The 16217-nt window shown below is 69.4% G+C and carries 17 protein-coding genes and 2 tRNA genes; 14 read left to right on the forward strand and 5 right to left on the reverse strand.

Going from position 1 to position 16217, the window contains the following annotated elements; translation table 11 throughout:
- The 8 genes from CLV49_RS09470 (at window position 1) to CLV49_RS09505 (ending at window position 6574) form a co-directional block, all read left to right on the forward strand.
- Entirely contained in the window at window positions 1-1077 is a 1077-nt protein-coding gene (locus CLV49_RS09470; RefSeq protein WP_243696628.1) for a FecCD family ABC transporter permease, read from the forward strand.
- The gene (locus tag CLV49_RS09475; RefSeq protein ID WP_106563327.1) at window positions 1074-1874 is read left to right on the forward strand and encodes an ABC transporter ATP-binding protein; all 801 of its coding nucleotides are present in this window, start codon (window positions 1074-1076) and stop codon (window positions 1872-1874) included. The genes CLV49_RS09470 and CLV49_RS09475 overlap by 4 nt, the downstream gene beginning before the upstream one ends.
- 111 nt (window positions 1875-1985) lie before the next feature.
- The gene (locus tag CLV49_RS09480; protein ID WP_106563328.1) at window positions 1986-2276 is read left to right on the forward strand and encodes a GNAT family N-acetyltransferase; all 291 of its coding nucleotides are present in this window, start codon (window positions 1986-1988) and stop codon (window positions 2274-2276) included.
- Window positions 2277-2410: 134 nt separating this feature from the next.
- Window positions 2411-2498: transfer RNA gene (locus CLV49_RS09485), tRNA-Ser, on the forward strand.
- A gap of 117 nt (window positions 2499-2615) precedes the next feature.
- Entirely contained in the window at window positions 2616-3905 is a 1290-nt protein-coding gene (locus CLV49_RS09490; RefSeq protein WP_106563329.1) for an LCP family protein, read from the forward strand.
- 32 nt (window positions 3906-3937) lie between these two features.
- Entirely contained in the window at window positions 3938-5209 is a 1272-nt protein-coding gene (locus CLV49_RS09495) for an LCP family protein (protein WP_106563330.1), read from the forward strand.
- Between the two features lie 161 nt (window positions 5210-5370).
- Window positions 5371-5459, forward strand: a tRNA-Ser gene (locus CLV49_RS09500).
- Window positions 5460-5578: 119 nt separating this feature from the next.
- Window positions 5579-6574 (forward strand): SDR family oxidoreductase, encoded by a 996-nt coding sequence (locus CLV49_RS09505; RefSeq protein WP_106563331.1) that lies wholly within the window; start codon window positions 5579-5581, stop codon window positions 6572-6574.
- Between the two features lie 45 nt (window positions 6575-6619).
- Here CLV49_RS09505 and CLV49_RS09510 read toward each other — a convergent pair whose 3' ends face one another.
- Window positions 6620-7048 carry a hypothetical protein gene (locus CLV49_RS09510; RefSeq protein ID WP_106563332.1) on the reverse strand — a complete coding sequence of 143 codons (429 nt, stop codon included), beginning with the start codon at window positions 7046-7048 and terminating at the stop codon, window positions 6620-6622.
- Between the two features lie 247 nt (window positions 7049-7295).
- On the opposite strand from CLV49_RS09510, the gene CLV49_RS09515 reads away from it, so the two are divergent.
- A complete protein-coding gene (locus CLV49_RS09515; RefSeq protein ID WP_106563333.1) occupies window positions 7296-7592 on the forward strand; it encodes a hypothetical protein in 297 nt (98 codons plus the stop codon).
- A gap of 60 nt (window positions 7593-7652) precedes the next feature.
- Window positions 7653-8492 (forward strand): DNA-formamidopyrimidine glycosylase family protein, encoded by an 840-nt coding sequence (locus CLV49_RS09520; protein WP_106563334.1) that lies wholly within the window; start codon window positions 7653-7655, stop codon window positions 8490-8492.
- A gap of 7 nt (window positions 8493-8499) precedes the next feature.
- Here the strand turns inward: CLV49_RS09520 and CLV49_RS09525 are convergent, their stop codons facing one another.
- Entirely contained in the window at window positions 8500-9816 is a 1317-nt protein-coding gene (locus CLV49_RS09525; RefSeq protein WP_106563335.1) for a HipA domain-containing protein, read from the reverse strand.
- A complete protein-coding gene (locus CLV49_RS09530) occupies window positions 9809-10195 on the reverse strand; it encodes a helix-turn-helix domain-containing protein (RefSeq protein WP_106563336.1) in 387 nt (128 codons plus the stop codon). Before CLV49_RS09530 ends, CLV49_RS09525 begins: the two co-directional genes overlap by 8 nt.
- 217 nt (window positions 10196-10412) lie before the next feature.
- Between CLV49_RS09530 and CLV49_RS09535 the strand changes: the two genes are divergently transcribed.
- Window positions 10413-11783: an LLM class flavin-dependent oxidoreductase gene (locus CLV49_RS09535; protein ID WP_106563337.1), complete on the forward strand. Its 1371-nt coding sequence runs from the start codon at window positions 10413-10415 to the stop codon at window positions 11781-11783.
- A 15-nt stretch (window positions 11784-11798) separates the two neighbouring features.
- On the opposite strand, the gene CLV49_RS09540 is transcribed toward CLV49_RS09535, so the two are convergent.
- On the reverse strand, window positions 11799-12677 hold the full coding sequence (locus tag CLV49_RS09540) for a PhzF family phenazine biosynthesis protein (protein ID WP_106563338.1): 879 nt from the start codon (window positions 12675-12677) through the stop codon (window positions 11799-11801).
- An 88-nt stretch (window positions 12678-12765) separates the two neighbouring features.
- On the opposite strand from CLV49_RS09540, the gene CLV49_RS09545 reads away from it, so the two are divergent.
- The 3 genes from CLV49_RS09545 to CLV49_RS09555 all read left to right on the forward strand — a co-directional run bounded on the left by CLV49_RS09545 (window position 12766) and on the right by CLV49_RS09555 (window position 14543).
- Window positions 12766-13341 (forward strand): helix-turn-helix domain-containing protein, encoded by a 576-nt coding sequence (locus CLV49_RS09545; protein ID WP_106563339.1) that lies wholly within the window; start codon window positions 12766-12768, stop codon window positions 13339-13341.
- A 141-nt stretch (window positions 13342-13482) separates the two neighbouring features.
- Window positions 13483-14001 (forward strand): AAA family ATPase, encoded by a 519-nt coding sequence (locus tag CLV49_RS09550; protein WP_127054351.1) that lies wholly within the window; start codon window positions 13483-13485, stop codon window positions 13999-14001.
- The gene (locus CLV49_RS09555; RefSeq protein ID WP_106563341.1) at window positions 13998-14543 is read left to right on the forward strand and encodes an HIT family protein; all 546 of its coding nucleotides are present in this window, start codon (window positions 13998-14000) and stop codon (window positions 14541-14543) included. Before CLV49_RS09550 ends, CLV49_RS09555 begins: the two co-directional genes overlap by 4 nt.
- Here the strand turns inward: CLV49_RS09555 and CLV49_RS09560 are convergent.
- Entirely contained in the window at window positions 14527-16206 is a 1680-nt protein-coding gene (locus tag CLV49_RS09560) for an amidase (RefSeq protein WP_106563342.1), read from the reverse strand. The two genes, CLV49_RS09555 and CLV49_RS09560, sit on opposite strands and share 17 nt — an antisense overlap.
- Window positions 16207-16217: the final 11 nt, after the last annotated feature.

Genomic DNA, 16217 nt, shown 5'->3' on the forward strand with positions numbered 1-16217 from the left:
GTGACCCGCGAACACGTGATCGACGCGCCGCCGGCCGTCGGCGCTCCCTCCGGCACGTCCGAACGGTTGCGGGCCGCCCGGCGTCAGCGCGGCCGCCGCCGGGCAGTCGTGATGGGGGCCCTCGCGATCGCGCTCCTCATCGTCTTCCTCGTCACGCTGAGCGTCGGCAACACCTTCTACTCCCCGATCGAGGTCGTGCGCGTGATCCTGGGCGAGCAGGTGCCGGGTGCCTCGTTCACCGTCGGCACGCTGCGGCTTCCCCGGGCCATCACCGGTCTCCTCGCCGGAATCGCGTTCGGACTCGCGGGCGTCACCTTCCAGACGATGCTGCGGAACGCGCTCGCGAGCCCCGACGTGATCGGCATCACCTCCGGCGCGAGCGCTGCAGCAGTCTTCGCCATCACGGTACTGGGCCTCGGAGGAGCGGGCGTCTCGGTGCTCGCCGTCGTGTGCGGCCTCGCGACCGCCCTCGTCATCTACCTGCTCGCCTACCGCAACGGTCTCTCGGGTGCGCGCCTCATCCTCATCGGCATCGGAGTGGGGGCGATGCTCGACAGTGTCGTGAGCTACCTCCTTCTCAAGTCGAACGCGTTCGAGGTGCAGGCCGCTCTCCGGTGGCTCACGGGCAGCCTCAACAGCGCGTTTTGGGACGGCGTGCCGCCGCTCGCGATCAGCCTCCTCGTTCTGCTCCCCGCCATCCTGCTCCTCACGAGGCGTCTCACGGCGATGCAATTGGGTGACGACTCGGCGACGGCGCTCGGGGTGCGGGTCGACCGCACGCGGCTGCTCCTCGTGGTGGTCGCGGTGGCGCTCGCCGGGGTCGCGACGGCCACGACGGGCCCGATCGCGTTCGTCGCGTTCCTCTCGGGCCCTATCGCCTCGCGGCTCGTCGGCGGTGGGCGCTCGCTCCTCATCCCGGCCGGCCTCGTCGGCGGGCTGCTCGTGCTCACGGCCGACCTGCTCGGCCAGTTCGCGTTCGACACCTCGTTCCCCGTGGGCGTCGTGACGGGCGCGATCGGCGCGCCGTACCTCCTCTACCTGCTCATCCGTTCCAACCGCTCGGGAGGATCCCTGTGACCGAGTCCCACACCCTCGACGTCGACGCCGCGACGGTCGCGTACGGCGAACGCGTCGTGCTCGACGCCATCGATCTCGTCATCCCGCCCGGGCGCATCAGCATCATCGTGGGGGCGAACGCATGCGGGAAGTCGACGCTGCTCCGCGCGATGGCGCGGCTGCTCGCCCCGACCTCCGGCGCCGTGCTCCTCGACGGCGCGCCGATCTCGCAGATGCCGACCAAGAAGGTCGCGACCGTGCTGGGGCTGCTGCCGCAGACGCCGATCGCGCCGGAAGGCATCGTCGTGGCCGACCTCGTGGGACGTGGGCGATACCCGCACCAGGGACTCTTCGCCCGGTGGACGGCGGAGGACGACCTGGCTGTCGCCGCGGCGCTCGAAGCCACGGACTCCCTCGAGCTCGCCGAACGCCCCGTCGACGAGCTCTCGGGCGGCCAGCGGCAGCGGGTGTGGATCTCGATGGCGCTCGCGCAGCAGACCGATGTCCTCCTGCTCGACGAACCCACGACATTCCTCGACGTGTCGCACCAGGTCGACGTCCTCGACCTGCTCACCGACCTGAATCGCTCGCGCGGCACGACGATCGTGATCGTCCTGCACGACCTCAATCTCGCCGCTCGCTACGCCGACCACCTCTTCGCCGTGAAGGAAGGCCGCATCTTCGCGTCGGGCACCCCCCGCGAGGTCGTCACGCCCGAGACGGTCGAGGCCGTCTTCGGCATGTCGTCCCGCGTGATCGACGACCCGGTGACGGGCACGCCGCTCGTGGTCCCGATCGGTCGCCACCACTCCCTCTGACCTCTTCAACCCCTCCACGAATTGCGGACTCTCGTCGCCCCTCCGGCGGGCGAGGCGACGAAAGTCCGCACATCGGGGAGAGGGCGGCGGGATTCGGCGGAGAATAGAGGGATGACGACGACCGAGTTCGCGAATGAACGCGACGCCTCCCGGTACACGATGCGCCGCGGCGGCGTGATCGTGAGCGCCCTCGACTATCGGGACGACGGACGCACCGTCTCGTTCACGCGCGCGTTCACGAACCTCCCGTTCCGCGGCAACGGGTACGCGGCCGACCTCACGGCGTATGCCGTCGACGACGTGGAGAAGGCGGGCGGGCGCACGATCATCCCGATGTGCTGGTACGTGGCCGACTGGTTCGCCGTGCATCCGGAGCGCTCCCACCTCCTCGCCCCCCGCTGACGGCGACGTGGGCGGCACGGGCGTTACCCCAGACCGGGGGATGTTTCAGGACGCTCACAGATCGCGCTGACAGAATCGCGGGAACCGCATCGGATACACTCGTGTCTCGATCGTGCCTGCACGATCGTTCTCCAGGAGGGCTGTCCGAGCGGCCGATGGAGCTGGTCTTGAAAACCAGTGGGCAGAAATGTCTCGTGGGTTCGAATCCCACGCCCTCCGCCACACGAGGTCCGTGAACCGGTTCCATCCCCCACAGCGTCGACGCCCGAGCACCACGCTCCGGCCGTCGAGATCACCGGAACCCGAGACCGCGCCCGAGAAGATTCGAGAGGCACCCCTGTGAGCGAAAGCCCCCGGACGTCCCGTCGCGTCACGACCGACCCCACCGTCGCCCGTCACGCGCGACGTCGCGGTCGCAACCCGTTCACGGCGCTTCTCAAGGTGGTGTCCGCGACGCTCGCCGTGGTACTCGTGAGCGGAACGGCCGTCGCCGCGTACGCCCTGTGGGACGTGGCCGCGAGCGTCAAGCCGGCCGTCACCCTCGCCGGGCAGGACGGGTCGAGCCCGAACATCGACGCGATCGAGGGCGGAGTGAATCTGCTGCTCGTCGGCAGTGACAGCCGTCAGGGGCAAGGCGACGCGTACGGCGACCCGGACGTCGAGACGGGCAACCTCAACGACGTCACGATGCTCCTCCACATCTCCGAGGACCACTCGAGCGCGACCGTCGTCTCGTTCCCCCGCGACATGTTCGTGCCGATCCCGGCCTGCCCTAAGGAGGACGGCTCCGGCACGTACAACGCCATGTCGTCCCAGAAGATCAACACGACGCTGTCCTACGGCGGTCTCGCGTGCACCGTCCTCACCGTCGAGGCGCTCACCGGATTGAAGATCCCCTTCGCCGCCGAGGTGCAGTTCAACGGCGTCATCGCTCTGTCGAACGCCGTCGGAGGGGTGGACGTCTGCGTGGCCGAGCCGATCGCCGACCCGTACACCGGCACCTACCTCGACGCGGGCACCCACACCCTCCAGGGATCCGCCGCCCTGCAGTTCCTCCGCACCCGCCACGGCGTCGGCGACGGATCGGACCTCGGCCGCATCAGCAACCAGCAGGTGTTCCTGTCGTCGCTCGTCCGCACGCTCCAGAGCTCCGAGACGCTCTCCGACCCGACGAAGCTCTTCGGCATCGCGAAGGCGGCGGCGAGCAACATGCGGTTGTCGGTGAGTCTCCAGAACTTCAACACGATGGTGTCGATCGCCATGGCGATGAAGGACATCCCGCTCGAGCAGATCGCGTTCGTGCAGTACCCGAACGCGTACGGATCGAGTGGAGGGCAGCAGGGAGTACTGCCGCTCTCCGCCGCCGCGGAGCAACTCTTCGACGCCATCAAGGCCGACAAGAAGATCAGTCTCACGGGGACCACCGGTGTCGGGTCGGTCGCCGATCCGAACGCGCCGGGCGCCACCGAGACGTCAGCCCCACCCGAGACGACGGACCCCTCCGACCCCGCCAGCACCCCGGCGACGACTCCCCCCGCGACGGCTGACGGAGGCGATGCGGTCGAGCTGCCGAGCACGATCGAGGGCCAGACCGCCGGCGACTACACGTGCTCGAAGGGCAACAGCTGAGGTTTCGCCCGGTCGCACGCTAAAATCGGCGAATGGCCCGATCGCACCGTCCATCCCGGCAGCTCGCCGCCCGCCACGTCAGGGGGCGCCGGAACGGACCCGTCCTCGCCGTGCTCCGGGTGCTCGCGATCTGTCTCGCCGTCGTCCTCGTGAGTGGCGCGTCCGTCGCGACGTATGCCGTGTGGGACATCACCGCGGGGATCTCCGACAATTCGGTGGACATCTCGGGGGGCGACGACCCCACGGAGGCCCCGCATCTCGGCATCGGGGAGTTCGACGGCGGCTTCGACATGCTCGTCATCGGCGCGGACGACGACGCGAACCAGGACGCGTCCCTCTACGGCGACCGCGATGTCGCCCTCAACGACGTCAATCTTCTCGTCCACGTGGCCGACGACCACCAGAGCGCCGTGGTCGTGAGCTTCCCGCGTGACCTCGTCATCCCGATCCCCGAGTGCACCGATCCGGCCACGGGGGAGACGCGTGCCCGTGAGTACTCGGGCATGATCAACACGGCCTTCGCGAAGGGCGGGGAGAAGGGCGGCCTCGCGTGCGCCGTTGCCACCGTCGAGGAGCTCACCGGGATCGACATCGACTACGGTGCCCAGTTCACCTTCGGCTCGGTCGTGCAGCTGACGAACGCGATCGGCGGCGTCGAGGTGTGTCTGCAGGAGCCGATCTTCGATCGTTATTCCGGACTCGACCTTCCCGACGGCATCAGCACCGTGCAGGGCCAGCAGGCCTTGCAGTTCCTCCGCACCCGCAAAGCCGTCGGTGACGGGAGCGACCTCTCGCGCATCGCCCTCCAGCAGATGTACATGTCCTCGCTCGTCAAGAAGCTCAAGAGCGACGGCACGCTCGGTGACCCCACGAAGCTCTTCGGTATCGCCAAGGTCGCGGCGGAGAGCGTCTCCCTCTCGAGCAACCTCGCCAACGTGAACACGATGATCTCGATGGCGCTCACGGTGCGCAACCTCGACCTCGACAACATCCAGCTCGTGCAGTACCCCGTGGGTGAGGACCCGTACGACTCGAACCGCGTCGTGCCGTCGACGGAGACGGCCGAGCAGCTCATGGCGGCGATCAAGGCCGATGCGTCGTTCTCCTCCGACCCCGACGCGCGCCGCGTGGGCGTGGAGGACACGAGCACGGACGCGCCCGCCGACCCGAGTACGCCGACCACCACGGCCCCGGCCGACCCGACGACGCCCGGTGGCACCGAGACGCCGCCGGTCGACGACGGTGTGATCTCCGGCCTGGTCGGCCAGTCGGCCGCGCAGGAGAGCTGCGTCGTCAAGAACTGACGCCACCGCAGTCACCCGCGTTCATGAGGTGACGGCATGCTTCGACGGTCTCCGCGATCGGGGCCGTGGCGAGTGACGATCGGTTCGAGCCACGAGCTGGTTGGGCACGCGTGCGCTGTCGGTTATGCTGGAAGCCGTGCGTCAGCAGGATCGACGCACATGGAGACGTCGCATAGTCCGGCCTAGTGCACCACCCTGCTAAGGTGGAGTCCCCTTATGGGGACCGCGAGTTCAAATCTCGCCGTCTCCGCCGTGTGTTTCAGAGTCGACGGCTGTCTGCCGGACCATGTGTGAGCGCCACCTGCCTGGCGGGATCATCGGAGTCAAGGGCTGCCTTCTGTGGTGTCCGGCGCGACTAGGGTCGATCGCATGACTCTGCGACGACGCATCTTGTTCATCGGCGGTTCCGGCGTGATCAGCACCGCGTGCGTGCGCGCGGCGGTGGTCGCCGGGCACGACGTATCGGTCCTCAATCGCGGGCAGAGCGCACGACCGCTTCCCGAGGGGGTGCGCGAGCTCCGCGCCGACGTCCGCGATGCGGATGCGGTCGCAGCCGTCGTCGGCGAGCGCCCGTTCGACGTCGTGGCCGACTTCCTCTCGTTCGTGCCCGAGCACGTCGAGACCGTCCTGGCGACGGTCGGCGAGCGTGCCGGTCAGTACATCTTCATCAGCTCCGCCTCGGCCTACGAGAAGCCGCCGCGTCGCCTGCCGATCACGGAGTCCACTCCGTTGCGGAACCCGTTCTGGCAGTACTCGCGCGACAAGATCGCGTGCGAGGACCTGCTGGTCGCGGCGCACCGGGACCGCGGGCTGCCCGTGACCATCGTGCGCCCGTCGCACACCTACGACGAAACGCTGCTGCCGACGCTCGGCGGCTGGACCGACATCGCGCGGATGCGCGCCGGCAAGCCCGTCATCGTTCACGGCGACGGCACGAGCCTGTGGACCCTCACCCACAGCGACGATTTCGCGGTCGGCTTCACGGGGCTGCTCGGCAACCCCGCGGCGATCGGCGAAGCGTTCACGATCACCGGCTCGCACACGCCCACGTGGGACCAGATCTACCGCTGGCTCGCCGACGCGGCGGGAGTGGACGCGCCCAACCTCGTCCACGTCGCGAGCGACACGATCGCTGCGGCGGCACCGGACCTCGGCCCGGGCCTGCTCGGTGACAAGGCCCACTCGGTCGTGTTCGACGCGACGCGGGTGCGCGAGTTGTCACCGGAGTTCCGCACGACCATCACGTTCGACGAGGGGGCCCGTCGGATCCTGGCGCACTACGACGCCCACCCCGAGCTCCAGCAGGTCGACCCCGAGCTCGACGCGCTCTTCGACCGACTGGCCGCACACGCCGCCTCCGTGTAGGACGTCGGGGCGGTGCCATCGGCACCGCCCCGTCACCCCGTCGGCTCACGTCCGTTGCGCGACCTTCTCCCGCCGCCGGGCCCGATCTGCTCGGATGGCGACCACGATGAGGAGGACGAGGATACCGGCAGCCCCGAGCAGCCACAGGTTCAGGGTCCCGGGATCGAGGTCCCGGCTGTCGTTCGCGCCCACGATCGCTCGATACGCCACCACCGAGGACGTGAGGATCAGCACGACGATGGCGCACGTCTCGGTGGCCGAGGCGAACGATCGTCGCTTCGGGAGGGGGAGCAGGACGACCAGCAGACCGATCGCCAACCCGGCGACAGTCGCCGGACCGCCGATCGCTTCCGCCAGTTCCGCGTCGAGGTATCGGTTCCGGCGCCCGGGCGGCCCCAGCATCGCCGCTGAGGTGACCGCCGCCAGGAGGAAGACACCGAACATCGACCCCCAGAGTCCCGCATACGCCTTCATGAGACCTCCCGGATCGACCTTATCGACAGCTCACGCAGGGCCGCGTCGACGGAAGCCCCGCCCAGGCGAGAATCCCATGGACGACAGCGCCACCTTCCGGTTCACCGACATCGCGATCGACCACGACACAAGGCGATCCGGTCGACGCGGAGCCGTGCCCGCGAGGCTCCCGAGACCCGTGAGGCGTCGAGAACGACGGGTGCGCAACGGGGCCGCCGGTCCGGGCCGTCGCCGCTAGCGTGGCCGCATGACCGCCACCGTCACGATCGTCGCCCACATCGTCGCCACAGCGCCCGAGGTCCTCACCATGATCGCGAAGACGATCCGCTCCGAGGTGCACGGTGCGGGTTCCGCCTCCGCCTCCGTCCCGCTGCGCGACGGTGCGCACGCCACCGTGACCGTCGCGGGTTTCGGTGACGAGCTGCCCGTGGCGATCGATGTCACCGCGCCCGACGAGGAGCGCGCCCGCTCCGCGGCGTCGGCGCTGCGAGCGCAGCTGAAGGCCGGCCCCGGCTGGCGCATCGAGTCGGGCCCGGGCGCCTGACCCCTTCTCCCCGAGGCGGAACCGATTGTCCCGCCCCGCACGAGGTGGAAGGATGACCGCATGCCCGAGTCCCCGGAGGTCGATTCCCTCGGCGGTTTCCTGCGCGAACACCTGACGGGCCGGCGGATCTCCGCGATCGACCTCGAGGAGGCGCGCGCCCTCAAGACGCGTGCCCGACCGCTCTCCGAACTGCACGGACACGCGGTCACCGGCGTGCGCCGCTTCGGGAAGCATCTCTCGATCGACACCGACGGTCCGACCCTGCTCGTGAGCTTCGGTCGTGCGGGCTGGGCCCGCTGGCGCGACGACGCGACGGACGCCGAGCCGACGGGGCCGGACACGCCTCCCGTCATCGCGCGCGTCGGGTTCGACGGCGGCGCGGAACTCGCCGTCACCGACGCGGGGGACTGGTTGTCCCTCGGACTCCACGTCGTCGACGATCCGGCGGAGGTGTCGTCGGTCGCCAAGCTCGGACCCGACCCGGCGTCGGACGCGTTCACGCGCGCCGACCTCGACGCCGTCGTGACGGGCCGCCGCAAGCAGCTCAAGGCGCTGCTCCAGGAGCAGGAGACGCTGTCCGGGATCGGGAACGCGTACTCGGACGAGATCCTCTACGCCGCGCGGCTGTCGCCGGTCGCCCACGCGTCGACGCTCGACGAAGAGGAGCGCGCACAGTTGTTCGCCGCGATCCGCGACGTGCTCGGCGGGGCGTTCGAGGCGCGACGCGACGTGCCGCCCGCCGAGCTCAAGGCCGCGAAGGTCGCCGCGATGGCCGTGCACGGCCGCACCGGCGAGCCCTGCCCCGAGGGGCACGACGCCGTGCGCGACGTACCCGGATCGAAGGGTGCGGCGCAATACTGTGCCGCCTGCCAGACCGGCGGTGTGCCGCTCCCCGAGTGACGCCGCCCTACGGCCGGTCAGGTCCGTCGATAGAGGAGAGGATCTGCCGCGCACGCGTCGGTGCGCGGTCGACGAAGCGTGCGACGGTCGTCGTCTGAAGATGCGACGGAAGCGTGGCCGCGATCTCCGAGATCAGGGCAGGAAGGCTCTCGGCGACGGCACCCGCCCATGCCGTGAGCTCCGTGCGGTCGATCCCTGCCTCTCGGGCGACGGCGGACCACTCGAACCAGCTCTGCTCTCCCGCCTCGTAGTCCGCGGCGATTCGCATCGAGAGTTTCGTCGAGCGCATCGCTTGTCCGATCGCTCGCGACGTGTCGTCGGTATGTCCGACATAGGGGATCAGGCTGCTGACGTCGTAGAGCGGCGTCAGCTCGATGCCGTCCGGGGTGATGAAGACGGAGTAGTTCTTCGCGTGCGCGTCGGTGTTGAGCACCATCCAGGAGAAGACGAGGGCACGGACGAAGGTCTGGAGGGAGGAACCCCGTGCGGCGCCCGGCGCGTGGTCATCGATCAGACGGATGATGTCGCGGTAGTTGGGCCCGCCCCTGCTCTCGTACTTCTGCAGACGGGTGCGGCCCGTCGATTGCGCGAGATCCTCCTGATGAGCCCGCTGCACGAGCCCGTCGCGGTCGCGAAAGCGGTCGAAGCGTTCGACGACGAGGCTGTGTTCGCCGTCGAACTCACGAATGGACACGAACGCCGCATCGAGGCCGGCCGCGCGGGCGGCCGTCATTGCGATGTATTCGATGAGTTCTCCGTCGGCCTGACGGCGGACCCGAGGTTTGAGGATGTGCGTGCTCGGTTCGCTCCCGGAGGGCTCGTACCAGCCGTCCGCACCATATCCGAGGCTGAACTTGCCCTGCGCGCCTCCGAGCGAGAAGTAGCCCATCTCCCCATCTGGACCGTGCCAGGCGGTGTCGTCCTCCCGGATGGCCCGGATGCGACCGCCGATCTCCGTGTCGCTGAGCGGTGACCGTCCGCGAACATCCCGATGCGGGTTGTCCGGATCGAGGAATTGAAGAGCACCGGCGGTGTCGGAGCCGTAGGCCTTCAGCAGGTGGAACGGCTCGGTGCTGGCAAGGCCCGCGTCGAGTGCCCATCGTTCCCTGACGTCTGCATTGTCGGGGAGGAGATTGTCGAGGAATGACGACAGGACGTCTCCGGTGATCGGAGGGGACTGGAGGGGGAGTGAGATGCTGATGGGAAAGGCGGCGCCGTCCGTGAGCCAATCCGACGTGTAACGCAGCTCATGGCGTCCGGGGCCGAGGAGATCGAGAGTCGCAACGGAGACGCCCGACAGGATGACCTCGAGACGCTCAGGCATCGTGTTCTGATTTCTCTGCCGCGGCTCTGCGCCGGTTCGTGAGATCGACGATCGTCTTCGCTATCGCGGCCACGCCGGCGGAGAGTCTCTCTCCGTCATCCGGTCGCGGAGCTCGGCGGGTGGTGGTGTCGATCGCGCCCGACGTTGCTCGAGGACCGTCGAGGTGACGCTGAGGCGATCGGAGGTCCAGTGTGAGGTCGAGCGCCTCAGCCACATCCAGCAGCCGTCCGACGCTCACGTCGTTCTTCCCCTGTTCGAAGCGCGATACCCACTGACGAGTCGTCCCCGTCAGCTCGGCGAGCTGGCTCTGGGAGAGTCCGCGCTCGGTGCGACGCTGTCTGACGACATCGCCCACCTGCGACATGTCCGTGATGATCACGCACTCTCCCCTCTCTCGATGCAGCGGGTGTCACGCTGGCGTTCCACCAGTCCAATGATGGTACACCAGTGTTCCACTGTTGACGAGATGTCATGCCGGCGTTCCACGTGGATCTGTCTCGGTTGTTCTGTGGCTCGGCGTCTTGGGTAGCGGCGATCGTCTCGTCGCTCCCCGTCATCTTGACGGTGGCAGTCGGACGGGCGGGTAGCGTCGAAGCATGCCCTCCCCGATCCACCTCAACGGCTTCGAGATGAACACCCCCAGCCACATCAACCACGGCCTGTGGACGCATCCGGAGAACTCCCGGCACCGCTACACCGACATCGACTACTGGACGGAGACGGCAGCGCTCCTCGAGCGTGGGCTGTTCGACGCGATGTTCATCGCTGATGTCGTCGGCACCTACGACGTGTACCGCGGCAGCCGCGACCCCGCCGTGGAGCGCGGCATCCAGATCCCCAACAACGACCCGTACCTCGTGGTGCCCGCGATGGCGGCCGTCACCCGGAACCTCGGCTTCGCCGTCACCGCCTCCACCACGTACGAGCCGCCGTTCGGCAACGCGCGCCGGCTGTCGACGCTCGACCACCTCACGAAGGGGCGCATCGCCTGGAACGTCGTCACCGGGTACCTGCCCGATGCGGCGCGCAATTTCGGGCTCCGCGAGCAGGTGACCCACGACGTGCGGTACGAGGTGGCCGAGGAGTTCCTCGACGTCTCGTACAAGCTGTGGGAGGGCTCGTGGGATGCCGACGCCGTGGTGCGCGACCGCGAGCGCCGCGTGTACACGGACCCCGCGAAGGTGCACGAGATCGGTCACGACGGCCGGTTCTTCTCCGTCGACGGCCCGCACCTGAGCGAGCCGAGCCGCCAGCGCACGCCCGTGATCTACCAGGCGGGCAGCTCCGACTCCGGGAAGAACCTCGCCGCCCGGCATGCGGAGGGCGTGTTCGTGTCGTCGCGTACGCTTGAGCGCGTCGGGGCCGACGTGCGGGACCTGCGGGACCGCGCGGAGGCCTTCGGGCGTGGGCGCGACGCGATCCGCGCCTTCACCTCCATCAACATCGTGCTCGGCGAGACGGAGACGGAGGCCCGGCGGAAGGCCGAGAACGTGTTCGGCTACCGCGACCTCGACGGCTACCTCGTGCACTTCGGCGGCGGCACCGGCATCGACGTGGCGGCGCTCGCCGAGGACGAGGGCGTCTCGTTCTCGGGCCGCGGACACATCGAGTCGCGCGAGAGGGAGTTCGCCGAGGCGCAGGGCGGCAAGGCGAAGGCGATCATCGACTCGCTCTCCGACCCGTGGAGCGACGCGTTCCACGTGGTCGGAACTCCCGAGCAGGTGGCCGATCGTCTCGAGGAGATCGTCGAGATCACGGGCGTCGACGGCTTCAACGTTGTGCAGTACCTCTCGCCCGGGACGTTCACCGATGTGGTCGAGATGCTCGTGCCCGAGCTGCAGCGCCGTGGCCGGTACCGCACGGCGTACGAGGAGTCGACGCTCCGCGAGCGCCTCTTCCCGGGCGCCGGCCCGCTCTTGCCGTCGACCCACCCGGCGGCCGCCTACCGCGGAGCCTTCTCCGGGTGACCCCGGTCCTCGGACTCAGGGACCGTCGGGGTGAGGCGCGTGCGACACCGGCCCGCCCAGCCAGAGTCCGGCGATGTCGGTTCCGTCGAGGTCGAGCCGAACGGTGATGCGCGACGGCCGGCCCATCGCGACGCCCTGCCGTACCGTGACATCTCGTTCGTCGAGCGGGAGCGCGCCCGTCGAGGCGAGCCCGCCGACGAGCGCGGTCGCCGCGATGCCCGTCGCCGGGTCCTCCGCGTAGCCGGAGGAGCGAGGGAACTGGCGGGCGCTGAACTCCCGGTCACCGGTGACCGCGTAGGGATAGAGCCCGGTAGAACCGACGGCGTCGCACGTCGATTCCATGAGGTCGAGATCGGGGTGCAGCCCGTCGAGAACGCTCGCGTCGCGCAGTGGGATGAGCGTCTTCACGCGACTGGTCGACGAGTTGAGTATCGGTCCGTCCGCCAGTTCGTCCTCCCCGATGCGGAGCGCCCGGAGAACAGGCCCGACGTTCTCCACCCGAGTCAGGACGGCGGGAGGTTGGCTGATCTGCACCGAACCGTCGGCGGCGATGCGGCCGAGGACACGGCCGCTCCGCGTCGCAATACGCGGCGAGCTCGGCGTCTCGAACACCCCGCGCTGCGCGAGCAGCCACAGCGTGCCGAGGGTGACATGACCACACATCTCCATCTCGTGGCGAGGTACCCAGAACCGGACGGCGATGTCGTCGTCGGGTGTGTCCGGGTGGAACGCGAATCCGCTCTCGAGCCCGGTCTCGTCGGCGACGCCGCGCATCTCCGCCTCCGTCATCCCGTCGGCGTCCAGCACGATCGGCGCGGGGTTGCCCCCGCCCGGACCGTCCGCGAACACGACGACGTGGTGCAGCTCAGGGTGGCGATCTGCTGCGGTACTCATCGTTCCCCTTCCCTGATCCGGGTTCACGCTACCCGCGGTCGCAATGTCACTGATAGATTATGTCTTATAAGACATAGGAGGCTCGGCGATGGCAACGGCAGCAACACTCGTGCGTGCGGCCCGCACGAGCCGCGGGCTCACCCAGCACCAACTCGCGGAACGCTCCGGGATCGATCAGGCGAGCGTCTCGCGCTCCGAGAGTGGACGGAGGGCGGAGTTCGCGACGATCGACCGTCTCCTGGCCGCCGCGGGCCACCGGCTGTACGCGGCCCCCACGCGACGTGACGACGCGGCGACGGCGGCAGCCGACATTCGCGGTCACCTCCGGGCGGGCCGAAAGGATCGCGCGTTGAGGGCTCTGATCCAGTTGAACGACGATCTCCTGGCCGAACGGGGTCTCGTCCGGGGGATCCTCGGCCTGGCTGAGCCCGGGCCCACGTCTGATTCGGCCTGGGATGCGGCGATCGCGGGCCTCGTGGAGTGGCGCCTCACCGAGGACGGTCTGCCGAATCCTGAATGGGTCGACGCTGACGAACGCTTTCTCCCCTGGCCACGCACACTCGATGTCGATCCGGCCGATCCCGCCCCGTCTCACGCCGACGTGCCCGAACCGTTCCTTCGGCGAGGCGTCCTCATCTGGCGTGACACTTTCGCGAGCGTCTGACGGTGGCGACGGTACTCGAACGCGAGGATCCTTGCGGAGGGCGAGCTGCCCGCCCCAGCGCCCCTTCCTCCGGTCCGGTTGTAGCCGGGCGCACTCGTGCTCGCTAGCGTCGAGGTGGGGAGGTGGTGCAGCATGCGGCCAGTGGTTCTGTCTGGCGGCCCCGCGGTCGGCAAGTCGACGTGCGCCCGTCGCTTGGCCGAGGAGCGGGATCGGGCCGCCTTCATCGACGCCGACGACATCAGGCAGCTCGTCGTCGCGGGTGACGAGACGATGTGGAGCGGCCCGGCCGGCCGCGAGCAGCACGTCCTCGCCGCACGGAACGTCGCGGCTCTGGCACGGAATCTCACCGGGGCCGGCTTCGCGGTGACGATCGCGGACGTCGTGACCGCTGACGCCCTCGCCGCCTATCGCGCGGAGCTCCCCGAGTGTCTCGTCGTGCACCTCGCGCTTCCGCTGAGCGAGGCCCACGAGCGTGCTGCGATGCGAACGGTGTACCTCACCGACGACGAGTTCGACCTGCTGCACGACCTCATGGCGTCGCCGCCGGACGTCGACGTCGTCATCGACGTCGCCGGGATGAGTGTCGACGAGCAGACGGCCGCGATCCGCGACGTGTGGGAAGCCGCATCGCAGGACGATCGCGTGATGGGGGCTGGATGAGCGCCGACGGCCGGCGGCCGCTTGCCGTGCACGAACCCGCGGGATACCCCTGTCCGTTCTGTGCCCTCCTTCGAGGCGAACCGATGACGGCCCCGCGACTCGAGGACGTCGTCGCCGAACGAGAACGCGCCGTTGCTTTCATCTCCCCGCGTTGGTGGGCGCGCAACACCGGTCATGTTCTCGTCGTGCCTCGTACTCACATCGAGAACCTCTACGACGTCTCATCATCGGATCTGCACGGAGTGATGGATCTCGTCCAGGAGGTCGCACGGGCCATGCGTGCGACCTACGGGTGTTCGGGCGTCTCGACACGGCAACACAACGAACCGGACGGCGGCCAGGACGTGTGGCATCTGCACGTCCACGTCTTCCCTCGCTACCCGGACGACCGGCTCTACGAAACGGAGCCGCTCGATGGTTTCGTGTCTGTGGAAGAGCGCGCGCCGTTCGTGCAACGGCTCCGATCTGCCTTGGACGGTGCCGGTGAGGCTCATGGCTCGGCCCGCGGCCCTCTCCGCCCGCCCGTTACAGCGGCGGAGTGAGCGGCGGGGACGTGCGGCGGGCTCCCGTCGCCTCGAACGCGCGAGCGAGTGCGAGGAGCGCGGTGTCGTCGTAGGCGCGGCCCGCGAAGGTGAGGCCGACGGGCATGCCGATGTCGGCCATCGTGCCCAGCGGAACCGTCACCGTCGGGATCCCGAGGTGTCGGATCGCGAGGTTGCCGTTCGCCACCCACACGCCGTTGCGCCACCCGAGGTCGGCCGAGGCGGGGTTCACATCCATGTCGGCCGGGCCCACGTCGGCCATGGCCGGGAAGACGACGGCGTCGAGACCGAGTTCGTCCATCCACTCCTCGAGGTCGACCCGCCGCGTCTCCTCCAGACCCCGCAGGCCCTCCTCGAGATGGGGGATCTGGGTGGGGTCGTCCACGGGGTGCTCGCGCACCTGGCGCGGGTAGTCGGCGATGTCGTCGTCGAAGCCCTCCACGCGGTCGGGCAGTGCGCCCTCGGGGTGCGGGAAGATCCGCGAGCCGTCGACGCCGGCGAGCGACGGGAGGTTCGGGTCGCCGTTGGCGCGCAGGAAGTCGTCCCACGACCACGCGGAGAGGTCGACGATCTCGCGGTGCAGGAACTCGGGGGAGACGAGCCCGCGCGTGAAAATGGTGGGGGCACCGGGCCGGTCGCCCTCATAGTTGGAGATGACGGGGAAATCGACGTCGACGACGGTTGCGCCGGCGGCCTCGAGGTCGGCCCTGGCGGCCTCCCAGAGGGCGATGACGGACGCGCGCGTCTCGATGCGCTGCCCCGTCGAGCCGCCGATGCCGGGGGAGTCCGCGGTGCCGGCCTCCGGGTCCGCGTTGACGTACATGCGGGGGATGCCGAACCGCTTGCCGGCGAGCGACCCCTCGAGGCTCGCGTACGAGGCGGGGCGCACCTCGGACACCGTGGGCAGCGCGACCCACGGCTGCACCCGCCAGAAGTCGCCCCGCGACTCCGTGTCCTCGGCGACGATGACGTCGAGCACCGCGAGGAGATCGTCCATCGTGCGGGTGTGGGGCACGACCACGTCCATCGTGGGCACGAGCGGCCAGTTGCCGCGCACGGAGATGATGCCGCGCGACGGCGTGTAGGCGCAGAGCGCGTTGCAGGAGGCGGGCGCGCGACCGCTCGACCACGTCTCCTCGCCGAGCCCGAACGCGGCGAAGCTCGCGGCAGTCGCCGTTCCCGATCCGTTCGACGAACCGGAGCAGAAGGCCGCCGTGAGGAAGTCAGCGTTGTACGGGCTCTCCGCCCGGCCGTAGACGCCGCGCTGCATCCCCCCGTTCGCCATCGGGGGCATGTTCGTGAGCCCGAGGCAGATGGCTCCCGCGCCGCGGAGGCGCTCGATCGTGAACGCGTCGTGCTGCGCCACGAGCTCGGCGAACGCCGGGCTGCCCGCCGCTGCCGTGAGTCCACGCACCAGGTAACTGTCCTTGGCGGTGTACGGGATGCCGTCGAGGGGACCGAGGGGTGCTCCGTCGGCCCGCCGGGCGTCGGACGCGGTGGCCTCCGCGACGGCGTCGGGATTGCGGACGACGACCGCGTTCAGCTCGCCGTCGAACGTGTCGATGCGGCGCAGGTACGCCTCGACGATCTCGACGGCGGTCGTGCGACCGTCGTCGAGTGCAGAACGGAGATCGGCGATCGACGCCTCGTGCACCTCGATCATCGGGCGCTCCG

The organism is Labedella gwakjiensis (assembly GCF_003014675.1).
Classification (GTDB): domain Bacteria; phylum Actinomycetota; class Actinomycetes; order Actinomycetales; family Microbacteriaceae; genus Labedella; species Labedella gwakjiensis.

Bases quoted from the DNA above. Each gene is read 5' to 3' on its own strand.
- CLV49_RS09480 (WP_106563328.1), top strand. From the start codon at position 1,986: ATGACGACGACCGAGTTCGCGAATGAACGCGACGCCTCCCGGTACACG.
- CLV49_RS09495 (WP_106563330.1), top strand. From the start codon at position 3,938: ATGGCCCGATCGCACCGTCCATCCCGGCAGCTCGCCGCCCGCCACGTC.
- CLV49_RS09505 (WP_106563331.1), top strand. From the start codon at position 5,579: ATGACTCTGCGACGACGCATCTTGTTCATCGGCGGTTCCGGCGTGATC.
- CLV49_RS09510 (WP_106563332.1), bottom strand. From the start codon at position 7,048: ATGAAGGCGTATGCGGGACTCTGGGGGTCGATGTTCGGTGTCTTCCTC.
- CLV49_RS09515 (WP_106563333.1), top strand. From the start codon at position 7,296: ATGACCGCCACCGTCACGATCGTCGCCCACATCGTCGCCACAGCGCCC.
- CLV49_RS09520 (WP_106563334.1), top strand. From the start codon at position 7,653: ATGCCCGAGTCCCCGGAGGTCGATTCCCTCGGCGGTTTCCTGCGCGAA.
- CLV49_RS09525 (WP_106563335.1), bottom strand. From the start codon at position 9,816: ATGCCTGAGCGTCTCGAGGTCATCCTGTCGGGCGTCTCCGTTGCGACT.
- CLV49_RS09535 (WP_106563337.1), top strand. From the start codon at position 10,413: ATGCCCTCCCCGATCCACCTCAACGGCTTCGAGATGAACACCCCCAGC.
- CLV49_RS09540 (WP_106563338.1), bottom strand. From the start codon at position 12,677: ATGAGTACCGCAGCAGATCGCCACCCTGAGCTGCACCACGTCGTCGTG.
- CLV49_RS09545 (WP_106563339.1), top strand. From the start codon at position 12,766: ATGGCAACGGCAGCAACACTCGTGCGTGCGGCCCGCACGAGCCGCGGG.
- CLV49_RS09555 (WP_106563341.1), top strand. From the start codon at position 13,998: ATGAGCGCCGACGGCCGGCGGCCGCTTGCCGTGCACGAACCCGCGGGA.
- CLV49_RS09560 (WP_106563342.1), bottom strand. From the start codon at position 16,206: ATGATCGAGGTGCACGAGGCGTCGATCGCCGATCTCCGTTCTGCACTC.